We start from the raw sequence: 23,948 nt of genomic DNA on the forward strand, positions 1-23,948 counted from the left end.
CCTCCCTCAGGTCTTGTCCGGAATGGCTTCGAAGACGGCGGTCAGAATGCCCAGCCGACCTTCCCCGAGGCTGCGTCCAAGGTTGGCGGCAACTCCCGCGAAGTCCGGCCCCATGACGACGCCGAGATTGAGCAAAGGAGGCGGTCCGGACGCCCGCAATTGCGAAAACCAGGCCTTGGCTGCCTCCGTGTCGTCTTGCCACACCAGGGTTTCAAAGCCTGCCTGCTCGATCCTCGTCCGCGTCTCGGTCGCGGTGAGCAAGAAACTCTCCGCCGGGCTTCGTGCCCAGGGAACGGGATAATGCGGATCGCCGCTATTTATCACGACGTCGTAGGTGGCAAACCGGCCACCCGGCTTCAGCACCCGCCTGATCTCGCCATAGAGCCGTCCGCGCTCGGTGATGTTCATGGCCACATGCTGCAGCAACACGACGTCGAAATGGCTGTCGTCGAAGGGAAGCGCCAACGCGCTGGCGCCCTCGAACGTCACCTGTTCGCTCAGCCCCATTCTCTCGGTCAAATAGTGTGCAGCCTCGACGAACGGCTCGCTGAGGTCTACGCCCGTCACCCGGCAGCCATGGGTCGCCGCCAGGAAACGGGCCGGCCCGCCAAGTCCCGATCCGACATCCAGAACCGTCGTGTCCGGGCCAATCCCGGCCAGTCCGGCAAGCTCGGCGGTCGCCGCCAGCCCGCGTGTGTGGAACTGGTCGAGCCCGGCCAGCTGTTCCGGCATGAGCCGTTGGTCCTCTGGTCCTAAGGCTGCCAGTGCCGTCTTGAGACGCTCGGTCAGGCCGCTGGCGCGGTAGTGAGCGCGCACGCCGTCGAGATTATCGGTCATTGCTGGTTCCTCTGGTTGTGTCCTTGCTGGAGACATAGGACCGCTTTCGAACCGCGACTATCCGCGATAATGTCGATGCGCCATGAAGCAGAACTTCACAGTCAGGCAGGGAGCGCTCGACGGCGTCGAGGCCTTCCTGAGCGTCGCCCGGCATCGCAATTTCCGCAAGGCGGCGGCCGAGCTCAAGGTGACGCCGTCGGCGATGAGCCAGGCGATCCGCACGCTCGAGGCGCGCATCGGCGCAGCTCTCTTCATCCGTACGACGCGCAGCGTCGGCCTGACCGAAGCCGGGGAGCGCTTTCTGTCGCGCGCCGGACCCGCATTCGAGGAACTGGTCGCCGCCAGCGAGGTGGCGCGCGATCTCGGCCAGCGGCCGACCGGGCTGCTGCGCCTCTCGGTGCCGCCGTCGGTGGTGCCGATCCTGCTGGAGCCGATCATCGCATCCTTCTGCCAGGCCTATCCGGAAATCGAGCTGGAGATCGTGGCCAGTGGCGAACTCGTCGATCTTGCCGCCGAGGGCTTCGACGCAGGCATCCGGCCCGGCGAGTTTATCGCCGCCGACATGATCGCGGTGCGCTTGACGCCGCCGCTGCCATTCGTGGTCGTCGCCAGTCCTGATTATCTGAGCCAGCGAAACGTGCCGCAACGCATCGAGGATCTGCGCGGCCATGCCTGCCTGCGCATGCGCCGGTCAAACGGATCGATCGCGCCCTGGCCCTTTATCGATGGCAACAAGTCGGTCGAGGCCATCGTCTCCGGACCGCTGATCGCGCATGATTATCCGACGCTTCTGGGCGCGGCGATGCGAGGCGCCGGGCTTGCCCAGGTACCCCAACCGCTTGCCAGCGTGCCGGTCGCTGACGGCCGGTTGCGGGAGGTGCTGGGACCCTTTGCCGTGACCTTGCCTGGGCTTTTCCTGTACTACCCGGGAAAGCGTCAGGTCCTGCCCAAGCTGCGCGCGTTCATCGACCATGTCAGGCGCCGGAGCGATGCCGAGGCGCGCGCCTGAGCCTACCTGGCCCGCAACGAATTGCGATTGGCGCTTGCCGAAGCCGGCGGCCTCGCTCATCCATGGCGTACAGACACATGGCGTACAGACAGTAGCCTGGGAACAATGATGACCGACGCCAGCTTTCATCTCGTCGAAGCAACGATCGAGCAACTGCGCCGCGCACTGGATGACGGCCTCGTCACCTCAGTCGAACTGGTCGCCGCCTATGTCAGGCGCATCGCGCATTTCGACCGGCACGGCATCGCGCTGAACGCCGTGCCCGTGCTCAACCCTGATATGTTCGAGGAAGCCGCCGCTTCCGACCAGCGGCGGCGCGCCGGCACCCTGCTCGGGCCGCTCGACGGCATCCCCTACACCGCCAAGGACAGCTACAAGGTCAAGGGCCTGACGGTCGCCGCCGGCTCGCCGGCCTTCGAGCATCTCATCGCCAACGAGGACGCCTTCACCATCGCCAGGCTGCGTGCCGGCGGCGCGGTGCTGATCGGCCTCACCAACATGCCGCCGATGGCCAATGGCGGCATGCAGCGCGGCGTCTATGGCCGCGCCGAAAGCCCCTACAGTGCCGGCTACCTGACCGCCGCCTTCGCGTCGGGCTCCTCCAATGGCTCGGGCACGGCGACGGCGGCCAGCTTCTGCGCCTTCGGGCTCGGCGAGGAGACCTGGTCGTCCGGCCGCGCGCCGGCCACCAACAACGCGCTCGTCGCCTACACGCCTTCGCGCGGCATCATCTCCGTGCGCGGCAACTGGCCGCTGGTGCCGACCATGGACGTGGTGGTGCCGCACACGCGCAGCGTACCCGACATGCTGGAATTGCTCGACGTCATCGTCGCCGACGATCCGGAAACGAGAGGCGATTTCTGGCGCGCGCAGCCTTGGGTCGCGCTGCCCAGGAGTTCCGAGACGCGCCCACCGCGCTACACGAATCTGACGCTGGAAGGGTCACTCCGGGGCAAACGGCTCGGCGTGCCCAGAATGTATATCGGCCGCGATACAGAAAACGACCGTCCGATCGAAACCCGCGCCTCGGTACTTGCCCTGTGGGAGCAGGCGGAGGCGGATCTGCGGCGGCTGGGGGCCGAGGTGGTCGAGGTCGATTTTCCCGTCGTCTCCAACTATGAGCGCGACCGTTCCGGCGCGCAAACCATGGTTGAGCGCGGGCTGGTGCCGCCGGACTTCGCCGGGCGCGAACTCTGGGATCTCTGCATCTGGGGCTGGGACGATTTCCTGCGCGCCAATGCCGACCCTGCCTTGCCCGACCTCGTCTCCGCCGACGGGCCGAAAATCTTTCCGCAGCCGCCGGGCACGCTGCCCGACCGCTATGAAGGCGGCTTCGATCTGGCGGAGTATGTCGAACGCGCGAAATCGGGCGTCGCGCCCTTGGCCGACATTCCCACGATCGAAGAAGGCATCAAGGGACTTGAAGCAACAAGGCGCATCGACTTCGAGGATTGGCTCGACGCCAACCGCCTCGATGCCGTGATCCTGCCGGCCGCCGCAGATGTCGGCCCGGCCGATGCCGACGTCAACGAGGCGTCCGCCGCGCTCACCTGGCGCAACGGCACCTGGGTCGCCAACGGCAACCTGGTCTGGCGCCATTTCGGCATCCCGACCGTCACCGTGCCGATGGGCACCATGGCCGACATCGGCATGCCTGTCGGACTCACCTTCGCCGGCAAGGCCTATGACGACGAAAGGCTCCTGCGCATGGCCGGCGACTACGAACGGAAGACCCGGCGCCGCACCCGCCCGCCGCGCACGCCTGAATTGCCTGACGATGTGTTTTCGCATCGTCCCGGCCAGGAGGCCGACGACGGCAACGCGCCAGCGCCCACCATCAAGCTTGCGGCCGAGACGCGGGCTTCAGGGGATCTGGATGAGATCGCCATCACGATCGAAATGATTGGCGAGGTTGCTGAAACGACCAGCATCAAGTTGCACGTCAACGGAGAGCCCGTCGCGATGCAGCAAAACGGCACGCGTCTCACCGGGCGGGCGCTCGTGCCGACCACTGAGCACCAGCGGTTCCACAGTGTCTGGCGCGGCTCCTACGGCTCGATCGTGACTGCGGTGGTGCGGCTGCGGGATGGGCGCATCGCCGGTGCCTACGCGGTTGCCGGCGGGATTGAGTGATGGTGCACTGTACGGGCCGCCTGCGCAGCCGGCCAGACCACGGAACCTAGCCATGATCAAAGTCAAGCAACTCGCCCATGTCTGCATCTTCGCCAATGACCTCGAGGAGACGCGACGCTTCTACGGTGATGTCCTTGGCATGGACGTCCAGTTCAACTTCCTGCGCGACGGCGCGATTTTCGGGTTCTACCTCAATTGCGGCGGCCGCAGCCATGTCGAGGTTTTCCAGAAGGATGGGCCGCGGTTCAGCGAGATGGACCAGATCAACCATTTCTGCCTGGAAGTCGAGAACATCGACGCCGCGATCGCCCACATCGCATCCATGGGCGTCGATGTCACCGCCAGGAAACACGCTTGCGACGACACCTACCAGGCCTGGCTGCGCGACCCCAATGCGTGAAGATCGAACTGTTCGAATACACCGCCAAAAGCGCGCAATTCACCGGCGGCGACCGCGTCGCCGACTGGTAGAGCCCGATCAAGATTTAACGCTTTGCGGCATAGGCAAGGTATGAGCGGATCGTTTCCAGCTTGTCTTGCGACAAGCCGGCGATGAGAGCTTCGTCCATGTGCCCTGCGAGAATGAGACGCGTAAACACGTCAAGAAGCTGAGAGTAACGGTAGTCGAACATCCAGTCGATCTCCGGTCGCTGTTCACGCAAAAAATCCTCGACCTCCCACATCTCGGAAGGTTGCGTCGCTGCACTGGCCTTGCTCTTGAACTCGGCCATCGTCTTTGCCAGCGCCACCTCCAGCGCCGCATCGAATGCACGGCGCGCGATCTTCTTTTCGGACGCTGACCAGCTATCCCGGGTGTCCACTCCGCGCATCTCCTTCGACCCTAGTCCAGGATTTCATGAAACCGCGCTTAGGGCTAGCGCGCTGCCCACAGCAAACCGCGCTCCATGATCAGCGCCATTTCCGGCACCGCGAACTCATCCGCCGTGTGGCCAAGCGAACTGTAAAAGACCTTGCCGGCGCCATAGCGGCGCTTCCAGACGACCGGCATGATGACGCCGCCAATCCCGGGGAAATGCGCGTCGGTGAAGGTGGTTGTCGCCAGCACCTCGTTGCCGGGATCGACATGCATGTAATATTGCTCCGACCGGTAGGCGAAACCACTGACGCCGCTGGTGATCGGGTCGTCCGGCCGGGTGATGACGACACGATAGTCTATGATGTCACCGGGATGCGCGACCCATTGGCCGCCGGTCATGAACTGGTAGTCCGGCTCATTGCGGAAACTGTCGCCCATCGTGCCGTGAAAACCGCCGAGCCCGCTCCCTTGGCGAACCGCCTGCGTCAGGTTCTTCAGTTCGGCTTTTTCGATCGTCGACATGGTGATGACGGGCACGATGAGATCGAATGAAGCAAGGTCCGGATCGGCGAACATCGCCGTGCCTTGGCCGAGCGTGACCGCGAACCCGTTACGCCGGAGCATGTCGCGCACGACATTGGCGCTGCGCTCCGGCGTGTGGCCTTCCCAGCCGCCCCAGGCAATCAAAGCCTTCTTCGGCATGCGGCAACCTCCCTCGATCTATGGACCGACGACCGCTCGCCGCATGGGTCAGCGCCAGCCGAGCGCCGGCGCGACATGGGTGAGGATCGCCTCGATGACATGGGCGTTGTAGTCGACGCCGAGCTGGTTGGGAACCGTGAGCAGCAGCGTATCGGCCTCGGCGATCGCCTCGTCCTGCGCCAGCTCCTTGATCAGCACGTCCGGTTCTGCGGCGTAGCTGCGGCCGAAGATCGCTCGCGTGTTTTCCTCGATGAAGCCGATCTGGTCGCGGCTCTCGTTGCCGCGCCCGAAATAGGCGCGGTCGCGGTCGTCGACCAGCGCGAAGATGCTGCGGCTGACCGAAACGCGCGGTTCGCGTTTATGCCCCGCCGCCTTCCAGGCCTCGCGATAGATGCGGATCTGCTCGGCCTGCTGGACATGGAACGGTTTGCCGCTCTCGTCGAATTTCAGCGTCGAGCTCTGCAAATTCATGCCGAGCTTGGCCGCCCATTCCGAGGTGGCGTTGGTGGCCGCACCCCACCAGATGCGCTCGCGCAGGCCCTGCGAATGCGGCTCGAGCCTGAGCAGACCGGGCGGATTGGGGAACATCGGCCTTGGATTGGGCTGGGCGAACCCCTCGCCGCGCAGCGTGTCGAGAAAAACCTCGGCGTGATGGCGCGCCATGTCGGCGTCGCTCTTGCCTTCCTGCGGCACGTAGCCGAAGTAACGCCAGCCGTCGATCACCTGCTCGGGCGAGCCGCGGCTGATGCCGAGCTGCAGGCGTCCGCCGGCGATGATGTCGGCGGCACCCGCGTCCTCGGCCATGTAAAGCGGATTTTCGTAACGCATGTCGATGACGGCCGTACCGATCTCGATGCGGCTGGTCTTGGCGCCGACGGCCGCCAGCAGCGGAAATGGCGAGGCGAGCTGGCGGGCGAAATGATGGACGCGAAAATAGGCGCCGTCCGCGCCGAGCTGCTCGGCCGCGACCGCGAGATCGATGGATTGCAGCAGCGCGTCCGAAGCCGAACGTACCTGCGATTGCGACGAGGGCGTCCAGTGCCCGAACGACAGGAAACCGATTTTCTTCATCGCCGTGAAGTATATGCGAGCGGCACGTGCTTCAATGGCAAAAGAGCGGGGTTACACACCGTCGCCCTCTCGGTGCCAAAGTTCGCAAAGCACCAAAGAGTTGACCGCTGTGGAGGATGGGATGCTCAGGGGAATCCGCATCGTCGAGATCGAGGCGCTGGGGCCGGCGCCCTTCGCCGGCATGCTGCTCGCCGATCTTGGCGCCGATGTCATCGTCGTCCATCGCAAGCTGGCGTCCATGCCGGGCGCGCCCAAGCGCTCGCTGCTCGATCGCGGTAAGCGCTCCATCGCCCTCGACCTCAAGGATGCCGGGGACGTGGCCGTGCTGATGCGCCTGATCGCCACCGCAAACGGGCTGATCGAGGGGTTTCGGCCCGGCGTCATGGAACGTCTCGGGCTCGGCCCGGATGCCTGCCTCGCCGACAACTCGCGCCTGGTCTACGGCCGCATGACGGGCTGGGGCCAGGACGGACCGCTGGCCTCCGCCGCGGGACACGACATGAACTATGTCGGCGTATCGGGCGCGCTCTGGTACGCCTCCTTGCCGGGAGAACCACCCATGGCGCCGCCGACGCTGGTCGGCGACATAGGCGGCGGCGCGCTCTATCTGGCGATCGGCATGCTGGCCGGCATCATGAATGCCCGCGCCGGCTCGGAATGGGGGCTGGCCGTCCTGGACAACGTCACGCCGGCCGCCTGTCCGCGCCGGCGCACCGTGTCCCGTTCGCACCGGGCTGGCCTGATGGCCGGCAGCCGATTATTTCCCGCAGTGGTGATCGTTGATCTTGTTTATCGCGAACGCGTCCGGTCCTGTCCGGTGGTAGGAACAGGCCCCGGCAGCCGTCGTGAACAACTGCTGGTCGTAATAGCGCGGGCCGCCGAACAGGAAGTCGATGAGATCGTCATTGGCCGGAACGTAGCGTTCCTGTTCGGCTTGTTGATAATGACGGTGCCTGGCCCCCGCGAATGCCGACGAGGACATGCCGCAGCCCATTGCGAGAGCAAGAGCGCAGATCGCTAACCGTTTGGTCGTCATCGCAAACACCCTTCTGTTCGGATTCGATCTTATATCCAAATCGTCAGGCGGCGAAAAGTTCCTGAGCAGTCGCCAGCTGGAGAGGCCAGTGTCGCCAGGGTACATCCTGCTGGACTCACATTGATCCGCCTGGAGCAGCTTCCAAGATTTCGTGACGATGATCTATTGGGCAAGTTAGCGTGGCACCAGCGGCGTTGCGCCGAGCGCGAGCCACCGCTGTGGTGACAACGGCAAACACCAGGAAGAAGAGGATGCCCGGATCGGCGCTGCCAGCTGACACAGAGCTGGCTATTATGCTGGCGAGGGATGCGTTTCTGACGCTTGTGACCACGGCATCCGTTTCCGGCTCCATCCACTGCCGCACGCGACCGGTTCCGCTGACCAGGACACCCAGCAAGATCACCATCATCAGCGATCCGAACAGGCCAAGCTGGGATAAGACCGCGATCGGCCAGGCTATCCCTATCTCATCCATCGCCTGACCTACCGTCGTGCCAACCATTGCAGGACCGGCAGGACGGCGCCGTCCGACGCCGGGTTCAGGAACTTGTTTGAATGCCACGCCGCGGCGAGTGGACCGGTCTCGGCTTCGCCGTCGCCGACGATGCAGGCGACTATCAGATCCGGATTGTCGAATGCCGCGCCGAAAGCATGGACCAGCGCATATCCGAGCTCCCCACCCTCGTGAATGGAGCCGGGTGTTTCGGGCGCAAAATCCAGACCAACCCATGGCACGATTCCGTAGGAGCCGTTCGGGCGGCAAGCGGAACGATTGAACAGGCGGAAACGATTGAAATCGCGCGGCGGCCGTCGTGGCAGGGAACCATCACTCGGCACAAGGGTTGTGTTCGACGTTTCGAAAAAATGCAGGGAACGACGATGCGGATGTTGATGATAGTTGCCGCGCTTTCCGGAGTGGTCGTCACGCAGCCCCTCTACGGGCAAGCCGTCAACCCGCAGGTTCCTCAGACACCCGTTCCTCAGATGACGCCCTTGGAGCCCCAGCCGGATCAGATACCGCTGCCCGGGCAAGGAACTGCTGACCAGAATTTCACCGATGTTGCCGTTGTCGCCGTCGAGGATCTACCCGCGGAAATCAAAGCGCAGGCGGAAGCCGTGATTACCCAGACCAGCGCGGAAGATCTGCTGCGGCTGCAGAACTCCATCGATGCATCGCCTCAGGCAACAACGGCGCTGAGGGCGAACGGGCTCAACTCTTCACAGGTCGTGGCCGCCAACATCGATGGTGACGGCACGCTGACCCTGATCATCCAGACGACAACTTGATCGGCACCCCGAACGATACGGCCGCGCCGTGAAGCAATGAAACGCAGATATCGCCGAGAGCCGCCATGGCCGAAGCCGCTGTTCGCAACTTCACCATCAATTTCGGACCCCAGCATCCGTCGGCCCACGGGGTTCTACGGTTGGTGCTGGAACTGGATGGCGAGATCGTCGACCGTGCCGATCCCCATATCGGCCTGCTCCATCGCGGCACGGAAAAGCTCATAGAATACAAGAACTATCTGCAGGCCCTGCCCTATTTCGACCGCTTGGATTACGTCGCACCGATGAATCAGGAGCATGCCTTCTGCCTCGCCGCCGAGAAATTGCTCCAAATATCGGTGCCAAGGCGTGGGCAGCTTATCCGCGTCCTGTTTTGCGAAATCGGCCGGCTTCTGTCGCATCTCCTCAACGTCACCACCCAGGCCATGGACATAGGCGCCCTGACTCCGCCGCTCTGGGGTTTCGCGGAGCGTGAGAAGTTGATGGTCTTCTACGAGCGCGCCTCCGGCGCCCGCATGCATGCGAATTATTTCAGGATTGGAGGCGTGCACCAGGACCTGCCTGCCGCGCTTCTTGACGACATCTGGGATTTTTGCGGCCCGTTCCTCAAAGTCTGCGACAATCTTGACGGCCTGCTCACCAACAGTCGTATTTTCAAGCAGCGCAATGTCGATGTTGGCGCGATTGGCCTCGACGACGCCTGGGCCTGGGGCTTCTCCGGCGTGATGGTACGCGGATCCGGGGCGCCATGGGACCTGCGCAAGGCACAGCCATACGAATGCTATCCCGAGATGGATTTCGATATTCCCGTCGGCAAGAATGGAGACTGTTACGATCGTTACCTGGTTCGCATGGAGGAAATGCGCCAATCGGTCCGGATCATGAAGCAATGCCTGGAAAAGCTGCGCGCGCCCGAAGGCCAAGGGCCTGTGGCAATTCCGAACCAGAAGATCACACCGCCACCGCGCGCCAAGATGAAACGATCGATGGAAGCGACCATCCACCATTTCAAACTTTATACCGAGGGCCTTCGTGTGCCGGCCGGAGAAGTCTACGCCGCCGTCGAAGCGCCGAAAGGGGAATTTGGCGTCTATCTGGTTTCGAACGGAAGCAATGTTCCCTATCGATGCAAGATACGCGCGCCGTCCTTTGCCCACCTGCAGGCGATGGATTTCCTATCCAGGGGTCACATGATCGCCGATGTCGCCGCAATCATCGGATCCCTCGACATCGTGTTCGGCGAGATCGATCGCTGATCAATGCGCGGATCCGCGCCGCATCGCTCATCATCAACCCGAAAGTCGCAGCAGCGCTCGCCTACCAGCGCACGCTGAAGCCGAGCTTGGCGCCGATGGAATTGCTGTCGCCGAACTTCTGCAGACTGGTTTTGGCGATCGCCTCGCCGAAGACCGCGTATTTCCCGTCGCCAAAGTCGAGCGAGCCGCCAAGGCCGGCACCACCCCACAGCGTCTGGTTCTGGCTGATCAGCCGCGCGCCGGAGACATCGACATCGGTTCCGTCGAGGAAATCGTAGTAGAGGTTGGCGATGCCATAGATGTGTGTGCGGCTGACCTGCCCGGCGCTGTCGGCCCACTGGTCCTCATAGTCGGCGGAGACACCGAGGCGGCCGATCAGGCTGTCGTCGCTGCCATGCGATACGACCGCGCCGAACTTGTCGGTGAAGGTGTCGAAGCGGACCGACGAGTAGGCGAGTTGCGCCTGTGGGGTCAGCGACCACTTGCCAGTGAGTGCAACCTTCTGTCCGGTCTCGACGCTCAGCGCATAGCCGAAGCCGTTGTTGCCGTCGGCAAACGTGGTGCCCAGCGTGGCGGAGCGGATGTCGCTGTCATACCAGGTCGCCTGCGCCTGCGTGTCGACATAGAAGCCGCTGTCGCCAAACCAGGTCAGCGAGCCGCCGACGCCGTAGCCGGTGGCCTTGATCGAGCCGACGCCGAAGGTCGACGAGACATCGGATGAGGCGGTGCCGTAATTGACCACGATCCCGCCGATCAGGACGCCGGCCTCACTCTCGTGAAGCTGGCCGTCGACACCTGCCTGAAACTTCCAGGTCGTCACGTCGTAGTCGGTGCCGGAGGTCGACGTCTTCGGATCGAGCTTCGTATGAGCCGCCTCGATGCGGGCCCAGATGGCCTTGCCATCGACCGGCCCCTGTCCCGGCACGTCGGCCCCTTCCGGCGTCGCGCCCTCACCCCACGATCTGTTGCCGATGCGCTGCTGCAGTGTGCCGAGCTCGTTCAGGCTCTGCAACACGCCGGCATAGGCCTCATAGATCGGCACCGCCGGCGAATAGAGCGGCTGCGGCTGACCGTTGATCAGGGCCGAGCGCAGATACCAGTCGCCGTCCGCAGGCGTGCTCACCCCGTTCTGGTAGAGCCGGTAGGCATAGGCGCCGCCGACCACCGCCTGGTCGCCCTGGAAGACATAGTCGCCGGCAAGCGAGAAGGTGCCGGCCGAGGTGCCGCCGACATCGATGATCTTGATGCCTTCCACCGTCTGCGCGCCGCCGCCGCCGAGATTGGCCACCTTGAGCGTGGTGGTGCCGGACGTATTGCCGGTGACGACCAGCCGGTCGGTGGCCGAAGCATCGCCGCCGAGCACGGTCTCGATCTCCAGCGTGCCGCCATTGCCGGTGTAATTGCCGGCGATGGTAAGCGTGCCCGGCACGCCCGCATTGCCAGCGGCGATTGTGCCGCCTGTCGCGTTGGTGGTGTCGCAGACCGTGCCGGTGCCTTCGAGCCGCCCGCCGGCAAGCACGTTGACCGTGCCGCACAGGCTGCCCGAGACATTCACCGTGCCGCCGCCGATCGCCGTGGTGCCGGTGAAGCCGGAAGAGTCGGCCGTCAGCGCCAGCGTGCCGGCGCCGCTCTTGGTCAAGGCGCCGGCGCCGGAGAGCACCCCGTTCAGCGTCAGCGTCGTGGCGGCGTCGGTCGAGATCGTGCCCTGGCCGAGAACGTCGACGGCGCGGCCGCTGGCGAAGCTGGCGGTGGTGTCGAGCGTGCCGCCGTTGAAGGAGAGCCCGCCCGCCGCATCGCCGAGATTGGCATCGGCGGAGACCCGCAGCGTGCCGCCATTGATGGCGGTGCCGCCGGTGTAGCTGTTGGTGCCGGTCAGCACGAGCGTTCCGGCGTCCGTCTTGACGATCTGGGTGTCGCCACCGAGCGCCGAGGCGATGGTGGCCGTGTAGCCGGCGCCGGCGCTGGTGCCGTCGCCGACCCTGATCGTCGACTGTGGCCCGACGAGCCCGATGTCGCCGCCCTGGATGACATAGCCGTCGGTGGCGAACTGCATGCCGGCGGCCGTCACCTGGCCGAGCCGGTTGTCCACCGTCACCATGCCGGCGGTGCCGGCGAAGATGGCGAAGGCGCCGTCCGAATAGGCGGCGTTGACGACGCCGGTCGTCTCGGTCCAGTTGTCGTTGCCCGACGAACCCTGCCAGGTGCCGTTGCCGCCATTGACGGTGCCGTCGAACTTCGGACCGGCGTCACCATCCCAATAGTTCAGGTCGAGCCCAGCCGTGTTGACGAGGTTGACCTGATGGTCGACCGAGGTCTGGACGAAGGTGTTCGACGACGGGATGGACCCGATCGCAAGCCCGTTGTTGGTCAGCGTGCCGCTGTAATCGAAGACGCGGTAGATGCCGGGACCGAAGCTGCCGCCGGCCGGCACGTCGACATTGAGCGTGCCGTCGAGGACGAGATTGCCGCCGACCGTGGTCAGGTCGTTGAGCGCGCCGCCGGCGACATTGGCCTCGCCGAAGGAATAGTTCAGGATCGAGCCGCCGGAGAGCGTCAGGTCGCCGGCGATCGCCAGCGTGCCCGGCGTGCCGTCGGCCGAGCCCGGCGACAGCGTGGCGCCGTCGGCAACGCTGACGTTGCCGCCGATCGTGCCCTTGCCGCCAAGCGTGGCGCCGATCTGCACCGAGGTCGGCCCGGTGGCCGCACTCTGGTCGCCGTCGACATAGAGGCCGCCCGCCGCGACCGTGGTCGGTCCGGCATAGCTGTTGGTGCCGGTCAGCACCGTCGAACCGCTGCCGATCTGTTTCACGCCGCCGGTGCCCGAGATCAGCCCCGCGAAGGTATAGGCGTCCGACCGGTCGAAGGCGAGTGTGCCGTTGTTCGTCACATCGCCTGTGATCGAGCCCGAAGTGCCGTCATTGCCGAGTTGCAGCGTTCCCGCCGAGATCGTCGTCCCGCTCGAGACCGTAGCGGCACCGCTGAGGATCAGGCTGCCGCCGTTGACGGCAAGCGTGTTGGTGGCGAGGCTGCCATCAATCTCGGCCGAGCCCGAGTTCATGGCGGTGCTGTTCATGCCGGTGATCGCGTAGGCGGCGGCGTAGGTGAAGCTGCCCGAGCCAAGATCAAACTTCAGGGCACTGTTGCCGCCACCGCTGATATTGCCGTTGATTGCTCCGCCGGTGATGTCCAGTACATTGCTGGCAGCGCTGAGGTTGATGTTGCCGGCTACACTGCCGGCCGTGGTGATGGTGGCCGCACCGCCCGTCTGGTTGAGGGCGACGCCCGAGGCCCCGGCGTTGACGGTGGCGCCCGAGCCGATGGTGATGGTGCCGCCCGCAATGGCGTCGCCATGAATCGCGGCGCCCGTGCCCGAACCGCCGGTCACCGTGCCGCCTGTGACGCCGATGTCGTAAGTTCCGGCGCCTTTGTTGCTGGCGAAGAGGCCATCACCACTGCCGTTGTTCGTGACGGTGCCGCCGCTCACGGCTATGCTGGCGGTGCCGGTGGCGGCAGCATTGTTGACCACGGCGCTGAGGGCGGGGTTCGTGCCGCTTTGGGCCTCGACCGAGCCGGCCGTCATGGTGACGCCGGCGTTGCCCAGTTCCGACTGGCTAAGGATGCCCGTGCCCGAAGTTGTTGTGACGGTTCCGCCGCCAATGGTGACGCTGGCCGCGCCCACAGAAGCGGTATTGGCGATAATGGCGCGCAGGCCGCCGCCCGTGATGGAACTGACCGAGCCGCCGGTCATCGTGATGGCGGCATTGCCCGTGCCCGCATTGCGGGCGCTCACGCCATACCCTGCACCCGTATTGCTGACCTGCCCGCCATTGAGCGTGATCAGGGCATCGCCGGTACCGGCGCTGTTGGTGATATTCGCAAACAGCGTGCCCCCCGTGATAGCGGAGACCGACGTCGCGGTGCCGGTGTCCATCCGGATGATGGCGTTGCCGGCGGTGCCCTGGTTCGCGACATTGATGGCGGCCGCCAAAGGTTGGGTCGTCTGAAGCGATTGGAAGCTCAGCGCGTTGACGACAACGTCATTGACGTTGATTGCGCCGCTGAGCAGGTAGACGGCGCCCCCGCCGGCGGTGGTCTTCTGGGCAACCAGATTGGGATTGTCGAGGATTATAGTCAGACCATTCACGTTATAGCTGATGCCAGGCGAGGGATAACTGCTCCCCGAGCAGGTGACCACGCCGCCGACAGGCGCGCCACATTCGTTGGCCGCAAAAGCGCTGCGCGGCGCGGACGCCAGCATCGCCATTAGGGCGATCAGCGATGCGGAAGAAAGCGCGGCCCGTAGATTGCAGTTCGGAGAGCCAACTGTCTCCCTGTGGACAGCGCGGACCCTAAATGACGGCATGCCTACTCCTTCGATTCCGCTGTGTGATTTGTGTTTGATGCCGCAGCCAATCCGACCGAGCGCCGGCAAGCTGGCTGCCTGCCTGCGCTGTCAAATCTGAAAAGGAACTATCTTCGGCAGGCCCTTGCATCAGCAGGTCGACCAAAGGCAGCGCATCGCAGCCCGCCTAGCCAGGCCGCGCCGCGATCGAGCAAATCCACGATGCCCCGCTGCTGGCATGATGTGCTCCAGCATCCCCTCTGCTCAACCCCATCGTTCCGCTATGCAACCGAATCGGAGATATAAATCAATACCTTCACCAACATCACACATCATGTGACTTATAAAGGGATTAATAGAGTTGTTTCGGTTCTACCAAAGTTTATATTAGCCATACAAAATATAATCTCGATCTTACACATGACAGAAGAGCAGCCGGCTTAGCATCGGCGGCCCTGATCGGAAGGCGCGCGGCGCGGATGGTCATATGGAAAAACCCGAGCCGACCGAGCCCCTGGGCCAGCGGAACGCGGAGGCGAAGAAAGCGTGCACCGATGTAAGCGCATAATCCGCCGGACCGCCGACGCGCCCGGCACCGAAATGATTTTTTCGCCTTCCGGGCTCTTCAATGTTGCGTTGCAAAAATACTCCACTATAACCTCGATCATTCGATTGGACCCGGTGAAATTCCGGGTGGCTCTTCCGGCCGCCGATCCGCCGGATCACGCAACAAAAGTGACAGACAGTCGGCCGCCATGAGCGACGGCTTGCACCTTTGCGGATTCCCTCTCCATGGCTACTGCTTCCTCCCTTCATCGCGACTGGTTTTCCAACCTGCGTGCTGACTTGCTTTCAGGCATTGTCGTTGCGTTGGCATTGATCCCCGAGGCGATCGGGTTCTCGGTTATCGCTGGTGTCGATCCCAAGGTCGGGCTCTACGCCTCGGTCGTCATCGCCTGCGTTATCGCCTTTGTCGGTGGGCGGCCGGCGATGATCTCGGCCGCCACCGCGGCGACCGCTGTCCTCATGGGCCCGCTCGTGCGGGAGCATGGCGTGCAGTATCTCTTTGCCGCCACCATTTTGATGGGCATAATCCAGATCTTCGCCGGGGTTTTGAGGCTCGGACGGGTAATGCGGTTCGTCTCCCAGTCTGTCATGACCGGCTTCGTCAACTCGCTTGCCATCCTGATTTTCCTGGCGCAGTTGCCACAGCTCATGGATGTGCCGAAGGCGACATATGGGCTTATCGCGCTCGGGCTCGCGATCATCTACCTCTTGCCCCGGGTGACGAAGACGATCCCGTCGCCGCTGGTGGCAATCGTCGTGATCACGATAGTTAGCCTTGCACTCAAGCTCGACGTGCGAACGGTAGCCAGTCTCGGCCAGCTTCCAACAACCCTGCCCAGCTTCGGCGTGCCCGACGTGCCGCTTACGCTCGAGACGCTCCATATTCTGCTGCCCGTGGCGCTGACCCTTGCTGCTGTTGGACTGCTGGAATCGTTGCTCACGGCGCAGATCGTCGATGACATGACAGACACCACCAGCGACAAGAGCCGCGAGTGCGCGGGGCAAGGCATCGCGAATATCGCCTCCGCGTTCTTCGGCGGCATGGGCGGCTGCGCGATGATCGGGCAGTCGGTCATCAATGTCTCCTCCGGCGGGCGTGGGCGGCTCTCGACGCTCACTGCTGGCGCCTTCCTGCTGGCGCTGCTCGTGCTGCTGCAAGACGTGCTGGCTGTCGTACCCGTGGCAGCGCTGACGGCGGTGATGATCATGGTTTCGATCAACACATTCTCCTGGCGTTCGCTCGCGCGCCTGCGCACGAACCCACTGCCGTCGTCCATTGTGATGCTGGCAACGGTGGCGGGAGTGGTGACGACGGGCGATCTTTCCGTCGGTGTGATGATCGGAGTGTTGCTCTCAGGCGTATTCTTCGCGGGAAAGGTCTCGCGGTTGAGCCGCGTCACTTCCACGCTCTCGGCCGACGGGCGCGTGCGCACCTACACGGTCGAGGGGCAAGTGTTCTTTGCGTCGGCGGCCACATTCGTCGAGTCCATCGATGTGGCGGACCCTGTGGAGAAGATTGTCATCGATGTCAGTGCCGCCCACTTCTGGGATATATCCGCGGTGGGTGCACTCGATCGCGTTGTATTGAAAGCACGGCGGCGTGGCCGTGAGGTCGATGTCGTCGGTCTGAATGCAGCCAGCTGCACCATGGTCGATCGTTATGGGGCTCACAAATACGTCGGTCCAATCAGTCCTGTCGTGGCGCAAAATCAGTAGATACGGACGCGTTCCGCACTTCCTGTAGGCACCGCCGTCACAGCACCCAGCGGAAGGCGCGCTTGAGTTCCTTGACGCCATCCGCCTCATACCAACGCCCGTGTGAGATGATCACGCGCTCGGGCTGCCAGTTGATCATGCGGCGAACAGCCGACCGCAATGACTTCTGGTGTCGGAAGAAACTCAATCGCATGTCGAATGGGGCTTTGCCGTCCGGGTCGATAACGCCGCCGATTTTCATGAGGGCGCGATAGAACCAGCCATGGATGCGTTTTGGCTCGAAATTCTCGATCAGGTCGGTGAGAATCAGGGTTCGTGAAGCGCGATGAAAAAATACCGCCTCCGTGAGCACGTCGCCACTGACAATCAGCATGTCGATTTCTTCCGGCCAAGGCGTATCATGGCCCGTCAACTCAATGTCGACGACGACGCGGCGCTTGGCCCCCTTTTGCAGGCCGGGTACCGCCAGGACCGTTGCGCCCGGCAAACGAGCTTTCCAGTCCGGCAGCCACCAATAGTGAAGCGAATTCGGTGCGATGAGATAGCGGATCGGCCCCAACGCCTCCACCGCCGTCTGGAGGGCCGCTGTGTGACGCACAGGCGAATGAAGAACCAGGTCGCCGCAATGAAGCCGAACAACCGTCATGCGGGTGGTGAACGGCACTTTCAGCCAGCCGAGACCAAACTCGATTTCTGGTCCGTCGACAATCCAGACATCGGCGGCCGCCGGTTTGAGGACATCGATCGGCGCGTATGGTTCCAGCCAGTTATGTTCGCGAGAATGGCTATGAGGTGTCACCCGATCGTTCCATGCTTCTCAGTCGCCTGAGGGACTCGGCGAGCAGCGGCTCGTGTTTGGACATCTCCTGGAGGTGATCGGCGGCCAGGCGTTCAAGCAGCGCCGCCCCTTTGTCCGTCATGACGACAAGCACGCTGCGGCGATCCGTTGAGGATTGTCGGCGTTCGGCGAGGCCAGCTCCGACAAGCCTGTCCACCAATTGCACCGCGCCATTCGGTTGAAGCAACATCTGCCGTGCGAGTTCCTTGATCATAATGGCTTGATCAGGATGTACCCGGATAGCCAGCATCGCCTGGTATTGCTGCGACGTGACTCCAGCCGCCGAAGCGGCAACTTCACTGAACGCCAAAAACCGGCGAAGCGCATGACGAAATCCAGCCAATCCTTGGTAGGCATTCTCATCCAGGCTCCGCGAATGTTCATCGGACGGATCCACGCTACTGGCGTCAGGGGGCGTTTTTTCCAACTTGGCGCGCCCACGCTTGGTGCCCTTGCCACGGGATGGCTCCGAAAAAGCAGGAGGATCAGTCGCCGTCACTCTTTTCAATGCTCCCAATGTATGTCATGGCATGACATATATATCAAGCTGAGCTTGATCACCCAGCGGGTTCGGTTGGTAAGGCCCAGGCCTTCATCCTCCAGTCCATCTTTTCCGGGGCGCATCTTTTATGGCACGCGGCGACACGGCAACGTCCAGCAACTCGAAACCTGGTGAATCAGACGACGGCAAACCTTCCGCGCAAGATGCCTCGCATCGCGCGGGGATGGAAGACGAAGAAAGCCACCGGCTTAGCCTGCTGGTTCTCACCGTCCTCGCGCTCGGTCTTGGCATTGTAACCGGTTTCGGCGCGGTCCTCTTCCGGGAATTGATAGGGCTGCTCCACAATCTCTTCTTCAACGGCACCTTCGCGGTCGGATATGACGCGAACGTGTTCACGGCGCCCAGCCGGTGGGGCGGGTTCATCATTCTGGCACCGGTGATCGGTGCCGTCCTGGTCACGTTCCTCGTCAGCAATTTCGCGCCCGAGGCAAAAGGCCACGGCGTGCCCGAGGTCATGGACGCCATTTACTATCGGGAAGGGAAAATTCGGCCGATCGTGGCGTTGGTCAAGTCGCTGGCTTCGGCCATTGCCATTGGCAGTGGCTCGTCGGTTGGCCGCGAGGGTCCGATAATCCAGATCGGATCAGCGCTCGGATCGACATTGGGGCAGATCATCCACATGCCGGTCGGCCAGCGTATCGCGATGGTCGCCGCGGGTGCCGGTGCGGGTATAGCGGCTACGTTCAATACGCCGATCGGGGGCGTGATGTTCGCGATCGAGTTGATGATGCCCGAAGTGAGTGTGAGCACTTTCCTTCCGGTCGCCATAGCAACTGGCGCCGCGACCTTCGTGGGGCGCTGGTTCATTGGCCCGCAGCCTGCATTTGCCGTGCCGCCATTGCAGGCCCTGACCACGGATGGCAATGCAGTCGTGCTGCTTGTGCTCTATGCCGCCCTCGGAGGTGTGACCGGAGTGGCGGCCGCCGGCTTCATCCGCAGCCTGCATTTGGCCGAGGACTGGTTCGACAAAATCCCCGGGCGATACACGCGCCACATACTCGGAATGCTGCTGCTAGGGCTCCTGATGTATGTTCTCTTCATCACGCTCGGACAGTATTACGTCGATGGCGTGGGCTATGCGACGATCGAGAGCATCCTGGTCGGTCACACCTCGGCTGTATGGCTGCTCGGTCTTTTGTTGGCTTGCAAGGCGGCAGCCACATCGATCAGTCTAGGCTCGGGGTCTTCCGGCGGCATCTTCTCGCCTTCGCTGTTCATGGGCGCCACTTTGGGCGGCGGCTTCGCCGCGCTGCTGCAGGCGACAGGCATTCCGATCCCCCTCAGCATTCCGGCCTTTGCCATGGTTGGCATGGGGGCGATGGTCGGCGGCGGTACGGGGGCTGTGATGACCGCCATCACCATGACCTTCGAGATGACCCGCGAGTATGACATCGTCATGCCGATGATCCTGGCCGTTGCCACCAGTGTCGGCGTCCGACGACTGCTTTCGCGTGAAAACATCTACACGTTGAAGCTGGTCCGCCGGGGGCGTGCCATTCCCAAGGCGCTGCACGCCAACATGTTCCTGGTCCGCCATGCCCGCGAAGTGATGGATGCGGACATCCTGGTGCTGCCGGCGGAGCACAGTTTCGATGGTTTTCTGCGCGAGCATGAAGCGGAGGGCAGACTTCGTCATGTGGTGGTCATCAAAAATGGCCAGATCTTCGGTGTGCTCCGCGTCAACACCGGGCTGCGGCGCGGGCTCGAAGGCGCGCATACCGGTGTCACGCTCGCGGACATCGCCAGCCGCGACTACACGATTGTCGGCGAGAACATGATCGTCTCCGACGTGATCGAACGGATCTGGCGGAAGAACGCATTCATGGCCGTCGTCGTGCAGGGACACGGAATTCCTCGAGAAGATGACGTTGTGGGCGTCATCACCAGGGAGCATGTCGCCAACTCCGTAGCCGACGGCCTGAAGATCTATCCCAGATGACGATCGGGATTGCAGCGAGTCATTTCGCAGGCGGAGGTGGCAAACGGTCGGACCAGCCCTCCAGTGGCGGTTTAGTCGCCCGGGGATTGGATATGCGATCCTCTCGACCGATCTACAGCATGTCGCCGCGAATGGGATTCGCCCGACCTGCTGTAAGCTTCTGATTTTATGCATGTCGTTATCCCGGAACCGAGGACACTTCCGGGCGACATGCATTAGCCAGCGCTTGGCGACGCTCTGCCTTCCGCCGGCCGCAACCGATCTCGAACCAGCACGGCTATTTCTTCGCAAGCCTTCAAACCGCCCACGTCATGGATCGGGTCGAGGGGCGCGCGCACGCGTGCCCAGACAGGGTCGCCCGTCGTTACGGCCAGAACGGCCTTGACCGCCGGCACGACCGGCAATTTGAGCAATCTTTCGAGAATGCCATCGATCAGCGGGACGTCCTCCCCGCGCACCAGCGTCGCGATCAGGTCGGGAGCGAAATTCGCCACGCCGCTGATCGAGCCGCTGGCGCCGGCCCGCACGGCGCGCGCCAGATCTCCTTCGTGGCCGACGAGGATGGCGAGATCCCGGTGTTCCGCCAGCAAAGCGGTCGTCTGCTGCCAGTCGCCACTGGAATCCTTGACGCCGGCGATGGCTTGCGGAAACGCAAGCCGTAGTCGGGCGACGAGGCTTGGGCCGATGCGCACGCCGGTCAAACCTGGAATGTTGTAGAGGATGACATCGCGGCAAGCCGGTCCGACACGTTCCAATACTTCCGCGAACCAGCGGTAGACACCTTCCTCCGTCGGCTGCTTGAAATAGAAAGGAGGTGTCAGAAGGATGCCGGCGCAACCCGCATCGAGTGATCGCCGGGCATGGTCGCCCGCATCTTGCGACGACGGCCCGTAAACGCATTCGACCAGACCGCCCGCGTCGACCCCGGCGGCGGCCATGCGCTCATAGAGCGGAGCGCGGGCCGAGGTCGAAATGGAAATGCCTTCGCCGGTCGTGCCGAAGGCGGTCACCACCCGCATGCCTTGCCCCAGAAGGTATTTGGCGTGGGCGCCGAAACGGGGCCAGTCGATTGCGCCTCTATCGTCGAACGGCGTCGCCAGTGCCGCGCTGACACCGATTTTCTTGCGCATGGGATGATCGTCGAACACTGCGGATAATCCTTGGTCAGTTGGGAGGTGTTTCGAGAAGCATTCGGCGCAAGGCGCCAAGATCGGCCGGCACCTGTCCAGTGAAGATGCCGAAGGCGTCGATGCCTTGATGGAAGAACAGTTCGTAGCCGCTGAGCACCTCGAGGCCCGCCGCCTCCGCCTGCCGTTTGAACAGCGTGTTGACCGGCGTGTAGACGGCGTCGAACGCCCAGCGCTGCGCTCCGAGCAATTCCGGCGGGACCGGAGACCCAGGATGGCCGATCATGCCGAGCGGCGTGCAATTGACGACGCCTTCCGCTCCGCCCATCGCCGTGCGGATAGCATCGCTGGATGACGTTTTGACGGCGCCATACGAGGCTGTCGCGATCGCGGTCGCAAGCGAGCGCGCCTTCTCTGCATCGCTGTCGACGACAGTCAGGGCCTCGGCGCCGAGCGCCAGCAGCCCGAAGGCCACGGCCTTGCCGACACCGCCGGCTCCGATCAGGCAGACGTTGCCCGGCGCCGTGTCGCCAAAAGTCTCGCGATAGGCGGCGATGAAACCGGTATGGTCGGTATTATAGCCGCTTGCGCCCCGCGGCCCGAACAGCACCGTGTTGACCGAACCTATCCGTCTGGTCAGGTCGTCGTCTATGCGCAGCCTGGAGGCCACCATCTCCTTGTAGGGATAGGTGACATTGATGCCGCGAAGACCGCTGTCGCGGCAGGCGTCGAATACGGCGTCGAAATCCTTGCCCATGTCGCGCGGGATGAAGAGGTCGTAGCTGACGTCCAGACCGAGGAGTCGGCCGGCGAGACGATGCAGGTCCGGCGAACGCGAGCGCTTTATGTTGTCGCCGATCAGCCCAAGCCTGACCGGGCCGGTGAGGCCGGCACTTCGGCCATCGTGTGGAGCCGTGCTCATCCCTGGTATCCGAACTGCCTCGGCAGCCACAATACGATTTCCGGAAACAGCATCATCAGCAGCAGCGCAACGACCAGCACGCCGATGAACAGCCAGATCTCGCTGATGATTTCGCGCAGCGGAATGCGCGTCGTCGCATTGATGACGAAGAGCACGACGCCATAGGGCGGCGTGATCAGCCCGATCATGGTATTGACCACCACGACGACGCCGAAATGCACCAGGTCGATCCCGAGCAGCCGGCAGGTCGGGATGAACAGCGGTACGATGACCAGGATGATCGTCGATGCGTCGAGCAGACAACCAAGCAGCAGCAGCAGCACGTTGACCATGAACAGGAAAGCGAGCGGGGATATGTGCAGTCCCTGCAACGAGGCTGCCATGTGGGCAGGAATGTTTTCGCTGGCGACGATGTAGTTGAAGATCAGGGCGCCGCCGATGACCAGGCCGACGGCCGCGGACGAGCGCGCGCTTTCTGAAAGGATGGCGTAAAGTCTCCGCCAGCTCAGCGCACGGTAGAAGACGCCGGCCAGGATCAGCGCATAGGCGGCCGCCACGGCCGCCGCTTCGGTCGGCGTCGTCGCGCCACCATAGATGCCGTAGAGCAGGATGACCGGCATAAGCAGCGCCGGAAATGCATTGAGCGTCACCTTCGGCAAGGCTCGCAGAGGCACGGCTTCCTCGACCGCGAAATCGCGCTTGCGGGCGACCCACGCGTTGAGGCCCATCAGCACCACGCCCATCAGCAGGCCGGGCAGGATGCCGCCGAGGAACAGGAAACCGATCGAGGCATCCGAAACCAGCGCGTACATCACCATCGGGATCGACGGCGGGATGATCGGTCCGATGGTCGAAGCGGCGGCGGTGATGGCGGCGGCGTAACCGCGCGGATAACGACCATCTTTCGTCATCATTTCGATGATGATCTTGCCGAGGCCGGCCGCATCGGCAACCGCCGAACCCGACATGCCGGAAAAGATCAGATTGGCGACGACATTGACATGCCCGAGCCCACCTCGCAGGCGCCCTACGATCGCCATGCAGAAGGCCAGCAACCGCTCGCTGATCGTGCCGGCGTTCATGATGTTGGCGGCGACGATGAACAGCGGCACGGCCAGGATGATGAACCCGTCATAGAGCCCCTGGATGATCTGCTCTGCGGCAAGCCCCAGATCCTGGCCCTTCACGGCAAGGTAGACGATCGCCGCCACGATCATGGAATAGGCGACCGGCGTGCCGATCCCGGCAAGGACGAACAGCGCCAGCAGGCAAAGGGCGAAGGCGACGGTCACAGCGGTGTCGCCTCGTCATGCTGTTCGGGCGCGCCGCCGCGAGCAAGTTGCCATATGCGCAGGGCGTAACGTACGATGACGGCGACGGCGAACAGTCCGTAGACGCTGAACACCACATCGAGCCGAATACGCAGCGTGGCGCTCTTCTTGATCTTGTAGAAGGCGATGTATTCGTATGTCGCCGGCAGCGCCGCCAGGAACCCGGCGACGATCGCCGCCGCCGAAATCAGCGCGAAGACGCGCTGCATGCGGCGGCTGGCGATCAGGTAGAACAGGTCGAACGTCACATGGTCGCGCTCGGTGAGCACGAATGCGGAACTCCAGAACACCAGCCACAGCCATGTCGTCAAGCATACTTCCAGTGTCCATCCGAGCGGATCGTTGATCACGTAGCGCGTGAATATCTGCAGGATGAAGGCGATGAACATGGCGGCGAGAAGCGCCACCGCCACGTTATCGGCCCGCGCCTGCAACCAGCGGATGGTTGCCGACATC

20 protein-coding genes, 2 pseudogenes and 1 other annotated feature are annotated in these 23,948 nt (G+C 63.4%); of the genes and pseudogenes, 8 read left to right on the plus strand and 14 right to left on the minus strand.

From position 1 onward, the window contains the following. Positions 1 to 6: 6 nt before the first annotated feature. Positions 7 to 837 carry a class I SAM-dependent methyltransferase gene (locus FJW08_RS16155; protein ID WP_140811429.1) on the minus strand — a complete coding sequence of 277 codons (831 nt, stop codon included), beginning with the start codon at positions 835 to 837 and terminating at the stop codon, positions 7 to 9. An 82-nt stretch (positions 838 to 919) separates the two neighbouring features. Between FJW08_RS16155 and FJW08_RS16160 the strand changes: the two genes are divergently transcribed. The 3 genes from FJW08_RS16160 to FJW08_RS16170 all read left to right on the plus strand — a co-directional run bounded on the left by FJW08_RS16160 (position 920) and on the right by FJW08_RS16170 (position 4,379). Further along, the gene (locus FJW08_RS16160) at positions 920 to 1,846 is read left to right on the plus strand and encodes a LysR substrate-binding domain-containing protein (protein ID WP_140811430.1); all 927 of its coding nucleotides are present in this window, start codon (positions 920 to 922) and stop codon (positions 1,844 to 1,846) included. A gap of 108 nt (positions 1,847 to 1,954) precedes the next feature. Next, the gene (locus FJW08_RS16165) at positions 1,955 to 3,979 is read left to right on the plus strand and encodes an amidase (RefSeq protein ID WP_140811431.1); all 2,025 of its coding nucleotides are present in this window, start codon (positions 1,955 to 1,957) and stop codon (positions 3,977 to 3,979) included. Positions 3,980 to 4,031: 52 nt separating this feature from the next. After that, positions 4,032 to 4,379 carry a VOC family protein gene (locus tag FJW08_RS16170; protein ID WP_246682368.1) on the plus strand — a complete coding sequence of 116 codons (348 nt, stop codon included), beginning with the start codon at positions 4,032 to 4,034 and terminating at the stop codon, positions 4,377 to 4,379. Between the two features lie 85 nt (positions 4,380 to 4,464). Here FJW08_RS16170 and FJW08_RS16175 read toward each other — a convergent pair whose 3' ends face one another. From FJW08_RS16175 to FJW08_RS16185, 3 genes are read right to left on the minus strand one after another with little or no spacing between them, the layout of a single operon-like run. Further along, positions 4,465 to 4,800: a hypothetical protein gene (locus FJW08_RS16175; RefSeq protein ID WP_246682370.1), complete on the minus strand. Its 336-nt coding sequence runs from the start codon at positions 4,798 to 4,800 to the stop codon at positions 4,465 to 4,467. A 53-nt stretch (positions 4,801 to 4,853) separates the two neighbouring features. Then, positions 4,854 to 5,498, minus strand: coding sequence for a ThuA domain-containing protein (locus FJW08_RS16180; RefSeq protein ID WP_140811434.1), 645 nt, complete (start codon positions 5,496 to 5,498; stop codon positions 4,854 to 4,856). A 48-nt stretch (positions 5,499 to 5,546) separates the two neighbouring features. Then, positions 5,547 to 6,569, minus strand: a complete 1,023-nt coding sequence (locus tag FJW08_RS16185; protein WP_140811435.1) for an LLM class flavin-dependent oxidoreductase — start codon at positions 6,567 to 6,569, stop codon at positions 5,547 to 5,549. Positions 6,570 to 6,690: 121 nt separating this feature from the next. On the opposite strand from FJW08_RS16185, the pseudogene FJW08_RS16190 reads away from it, so the two are divergent. Beyond that, positions 6,691 to 7,206, plus strand: a pseudogene (locus tag FJW08_RS16190) (CaiB/BaiF CoA-transferase family protein); the annotation flags it as partial. 120 nt (positions 7,207 to 7,326) lie between these two features. Here the strand turns inward: FJW08_RS16190 and FJW08_RS32940 are convergent. The 3 genes and pseudogenes from FJW08_RS32940 to FJW08_RS16205 all read right to left on the minus strand — a co-directional run. After that, complete coding sequence (locus tag FJW08_RS32940; RefSeq protein WP_140763821.1) at positions 7,327 to 7,605, minus strand: hypothetical protein; 279 nt, start codon at positions 7,603 to 7,605, stop codon at positions 7,327 to 7,329. 115 nt (positions 7,606 to 7,720) lie between these two features. Further along, the gene (locus FJW08_RS16200; protein ID WP_140811436.1) at positions 7,721 to 8,080 is read right to left on the minus strand and encodes a hypothetical protein; all 360 of its coding nucleotides are present in this window, start codon (positions 8,078 to 8,080) and stop codon (positions 7,721 to 7,723) included. A 19-nt stretch (positions 8,081 to 8,099) separates the two neighbouring features. After that, positions 8,100 to 8,316 (minus strand): annotated as a pseudogene (locus FJW08_RS16205) (phosphoketolase family protein); the annotation flags it as partial. A 282-nt stretch (positions 8,317 to 8,598) separates the two neighbouring features. Here FJW08_RS16205 and FJW08_RS16210 point away from each other — a divergent pair. Together FJW08_RS16210 and FJW08_RS16215 are read left to right on the plus strand one after the other, a co-directional pair. Further along, positions 8,599 to 8,892 (plus strand): hypothetical protein, encoded by a 294-nt coding sequence (locus FJW08_RS16210; RefSeq protein ID WP_246682371.1) that lies wholly within the window; start codon positions 8,599 to 8,601, stop codon positions 8,890 to 8,892. Between the two features lie 65 nt (positions 8,893 to 8,957). After that, positions 8,958 to 10,148: an NADH-quinone oxidoreductase subunit D gene (locus FJW08_RS16215; RefSeq protein WP_140811437.1), complete on the plus strand. Its 1,191-nt coding sequence runs from the start codon at positions 8,958 to 8,960 to the stop codon at positions 10,146 to 10,148. Between the two features lie 61 nt (positions 10,149 to 10,209). Here the strand turns inward: FJW08_RS16215 and FJW08_RS16220 are convergent, their stop codons facing one another. Beyond that, positions 10,210 to 14,412, minus strand: coding sequence for an autotransporter outer membrane beta-barrel domain-containing protein (locus tag FJW08_RS16220; RefSeq protein WP_181182945.1), 4,203 nt, complete (start codon positions 14,410 to 14,412; stop codon positions 10,210 to 10,212). Between the two features lie 749 nt (positions 14,413 to 15,161). Continuing rightward, positions 15,162 to 15,217: a sequence feature (sul1 is cis-regulatory element that is thought to sense ions involved in sulfur or methionine metabolism; They are found in Alphaproteobacteria), on the plus strand. 65 nt (positions 15,218 to 15,282) lie between these two features. Here FJW08_RS16220 and FJW08_RS16225 point away from each other — a divergent pair. Further along, entirely contained in the window at positions 15,283 to 16,773 is a 1,491-nt protein-coding gene (locus FJW08_RS16225) for a SulP family inorganic anion transporter (RefSeq protein WP_140811439.1), read from the plus strand. Positions 16,774 to 16,810: 37 nt separating this feature from the next. On the opposite strand, the gene FJW08_RS16230 is transcribed toward FJW08_RS16225, so the two are convergent. Continuing rightward, positions 16,811 to 17,572 carry a DUF4336 domain-containing protein gene (locus FJW08_RS16230; RefSeq protein ID WP_140811440.1) on the minus strand — a complete coding sequence of 254 codons (762 nt, stop codon included), beginning with the start codon at positions 17,570 to 17,572 and terminating at the stop codon, positions 16,811 to 16,813. Continuing rightward, positions 17,559 to 18,110, minus strand: a complete 552-nt coding sequence (locus FJW08_RS16235) for a MarR family transcriptional regulator (RefSeq protein ID WP_246682373.1) — start codon at positions 18,108 to 18,110, stop codon at positions 17,559 to 17,561. The genes FJW08_RS16230 and FJW08_RS16235 overlap by 14 nt, the downstream gene beginning before the upstream one ends. A gap of 226 nt (positions 18,111 to 18,336) precedes the next feature. On the opposite strand from FJW08_RS16235, the gene FJW08_RS16240 reads away from it, so the two are divergent. Then, positions 18,337 to 20,112, plus strand: a complete 1,776-nt coding sequence (locus FJW08_RS16240; protein WP_140811442.1) for a chloride channel protein — start codon at positions 18,337 to 18,339, stop codon at positions 20,110 to 20,112. Between the two features lie 215 nt (positions 20,113 to 20,327). Here FJW08_RS16240 and FJW08_RS16245 read toward each other — a convergent pair whose 3' ends face one another. Genes FJW08_RS16245 through FJW08_RS16260 form a run of 4 tightly spaced genes read right to left on the minus strand, consistent with a single transcriptional unit; the run spans position 20,328 to position 23,947 of the window. Then, positions 20,328 to 21,242, minus strand: coding sequence for a dihydrodipicolinate synthase family protein (locus FJW08_RS16245; RefSeq protein WP_246682374.1), 915 nt, complete (start codon positions 21,240 to 21,242; stop codon positions 20,328 to 20,330). Positions 21,243 to 21,276: 34 nt separating this feature from the next. Continuing rightward, complete coding sequence (locus tag FJW08_RS16250; RefSeq protein WP_140811444.1) at positions 21,277 to 22,161, minus strand: NAD(P)-binding domain-containing protein; 885 nt, start codon at positions 22,159 to 22,161, stop codon at positions 21,277 to 21,279. After that, positions 22,158 to 23,453: a TRAP transporter large permease gene (locus tag FJW08_RS16255; RefSeq protein ID WP_140811445.1), complete on the minus strand. Its 1,296-nt coding sequence runs from the start codon at positions 23,451 to 23,453 to the stop codon at positions 22,158 to 22,160. The genes FJW08_RS16250 and FJW08_RS16255 overlap by 4 nt, the downstream gene beginning before the upstream one ends. Continuing rightward, positions 23,450 to 23,947 (minus strand): TRAP transporter small permease subunit, encoded by a 498-nt coding sequence (locus FJW08_RS16260; protein WP_140763794.1) that lies wholly within the window; start codon positions 23,945 to 23,947, stop codon positions 23,450 to 23,452. Before FJW08_RS16260 ends, FJW08_RS16255 begins: the two co-directional genes overlap by 4 nt. Position 23,948 lies beyond the last annotated feature (1 nt).

The sequence above is a fragment of the Mesorhizobium sp. B3-2-1 genome (assembly GCF_006439515.1).
Taxonomy (GTDB): domain Bacteria; phylum Pseudomonadota; class Alphaproteobacteria; order Rhizobiales; family Rhizobiaceae; genus Mesorhizobium.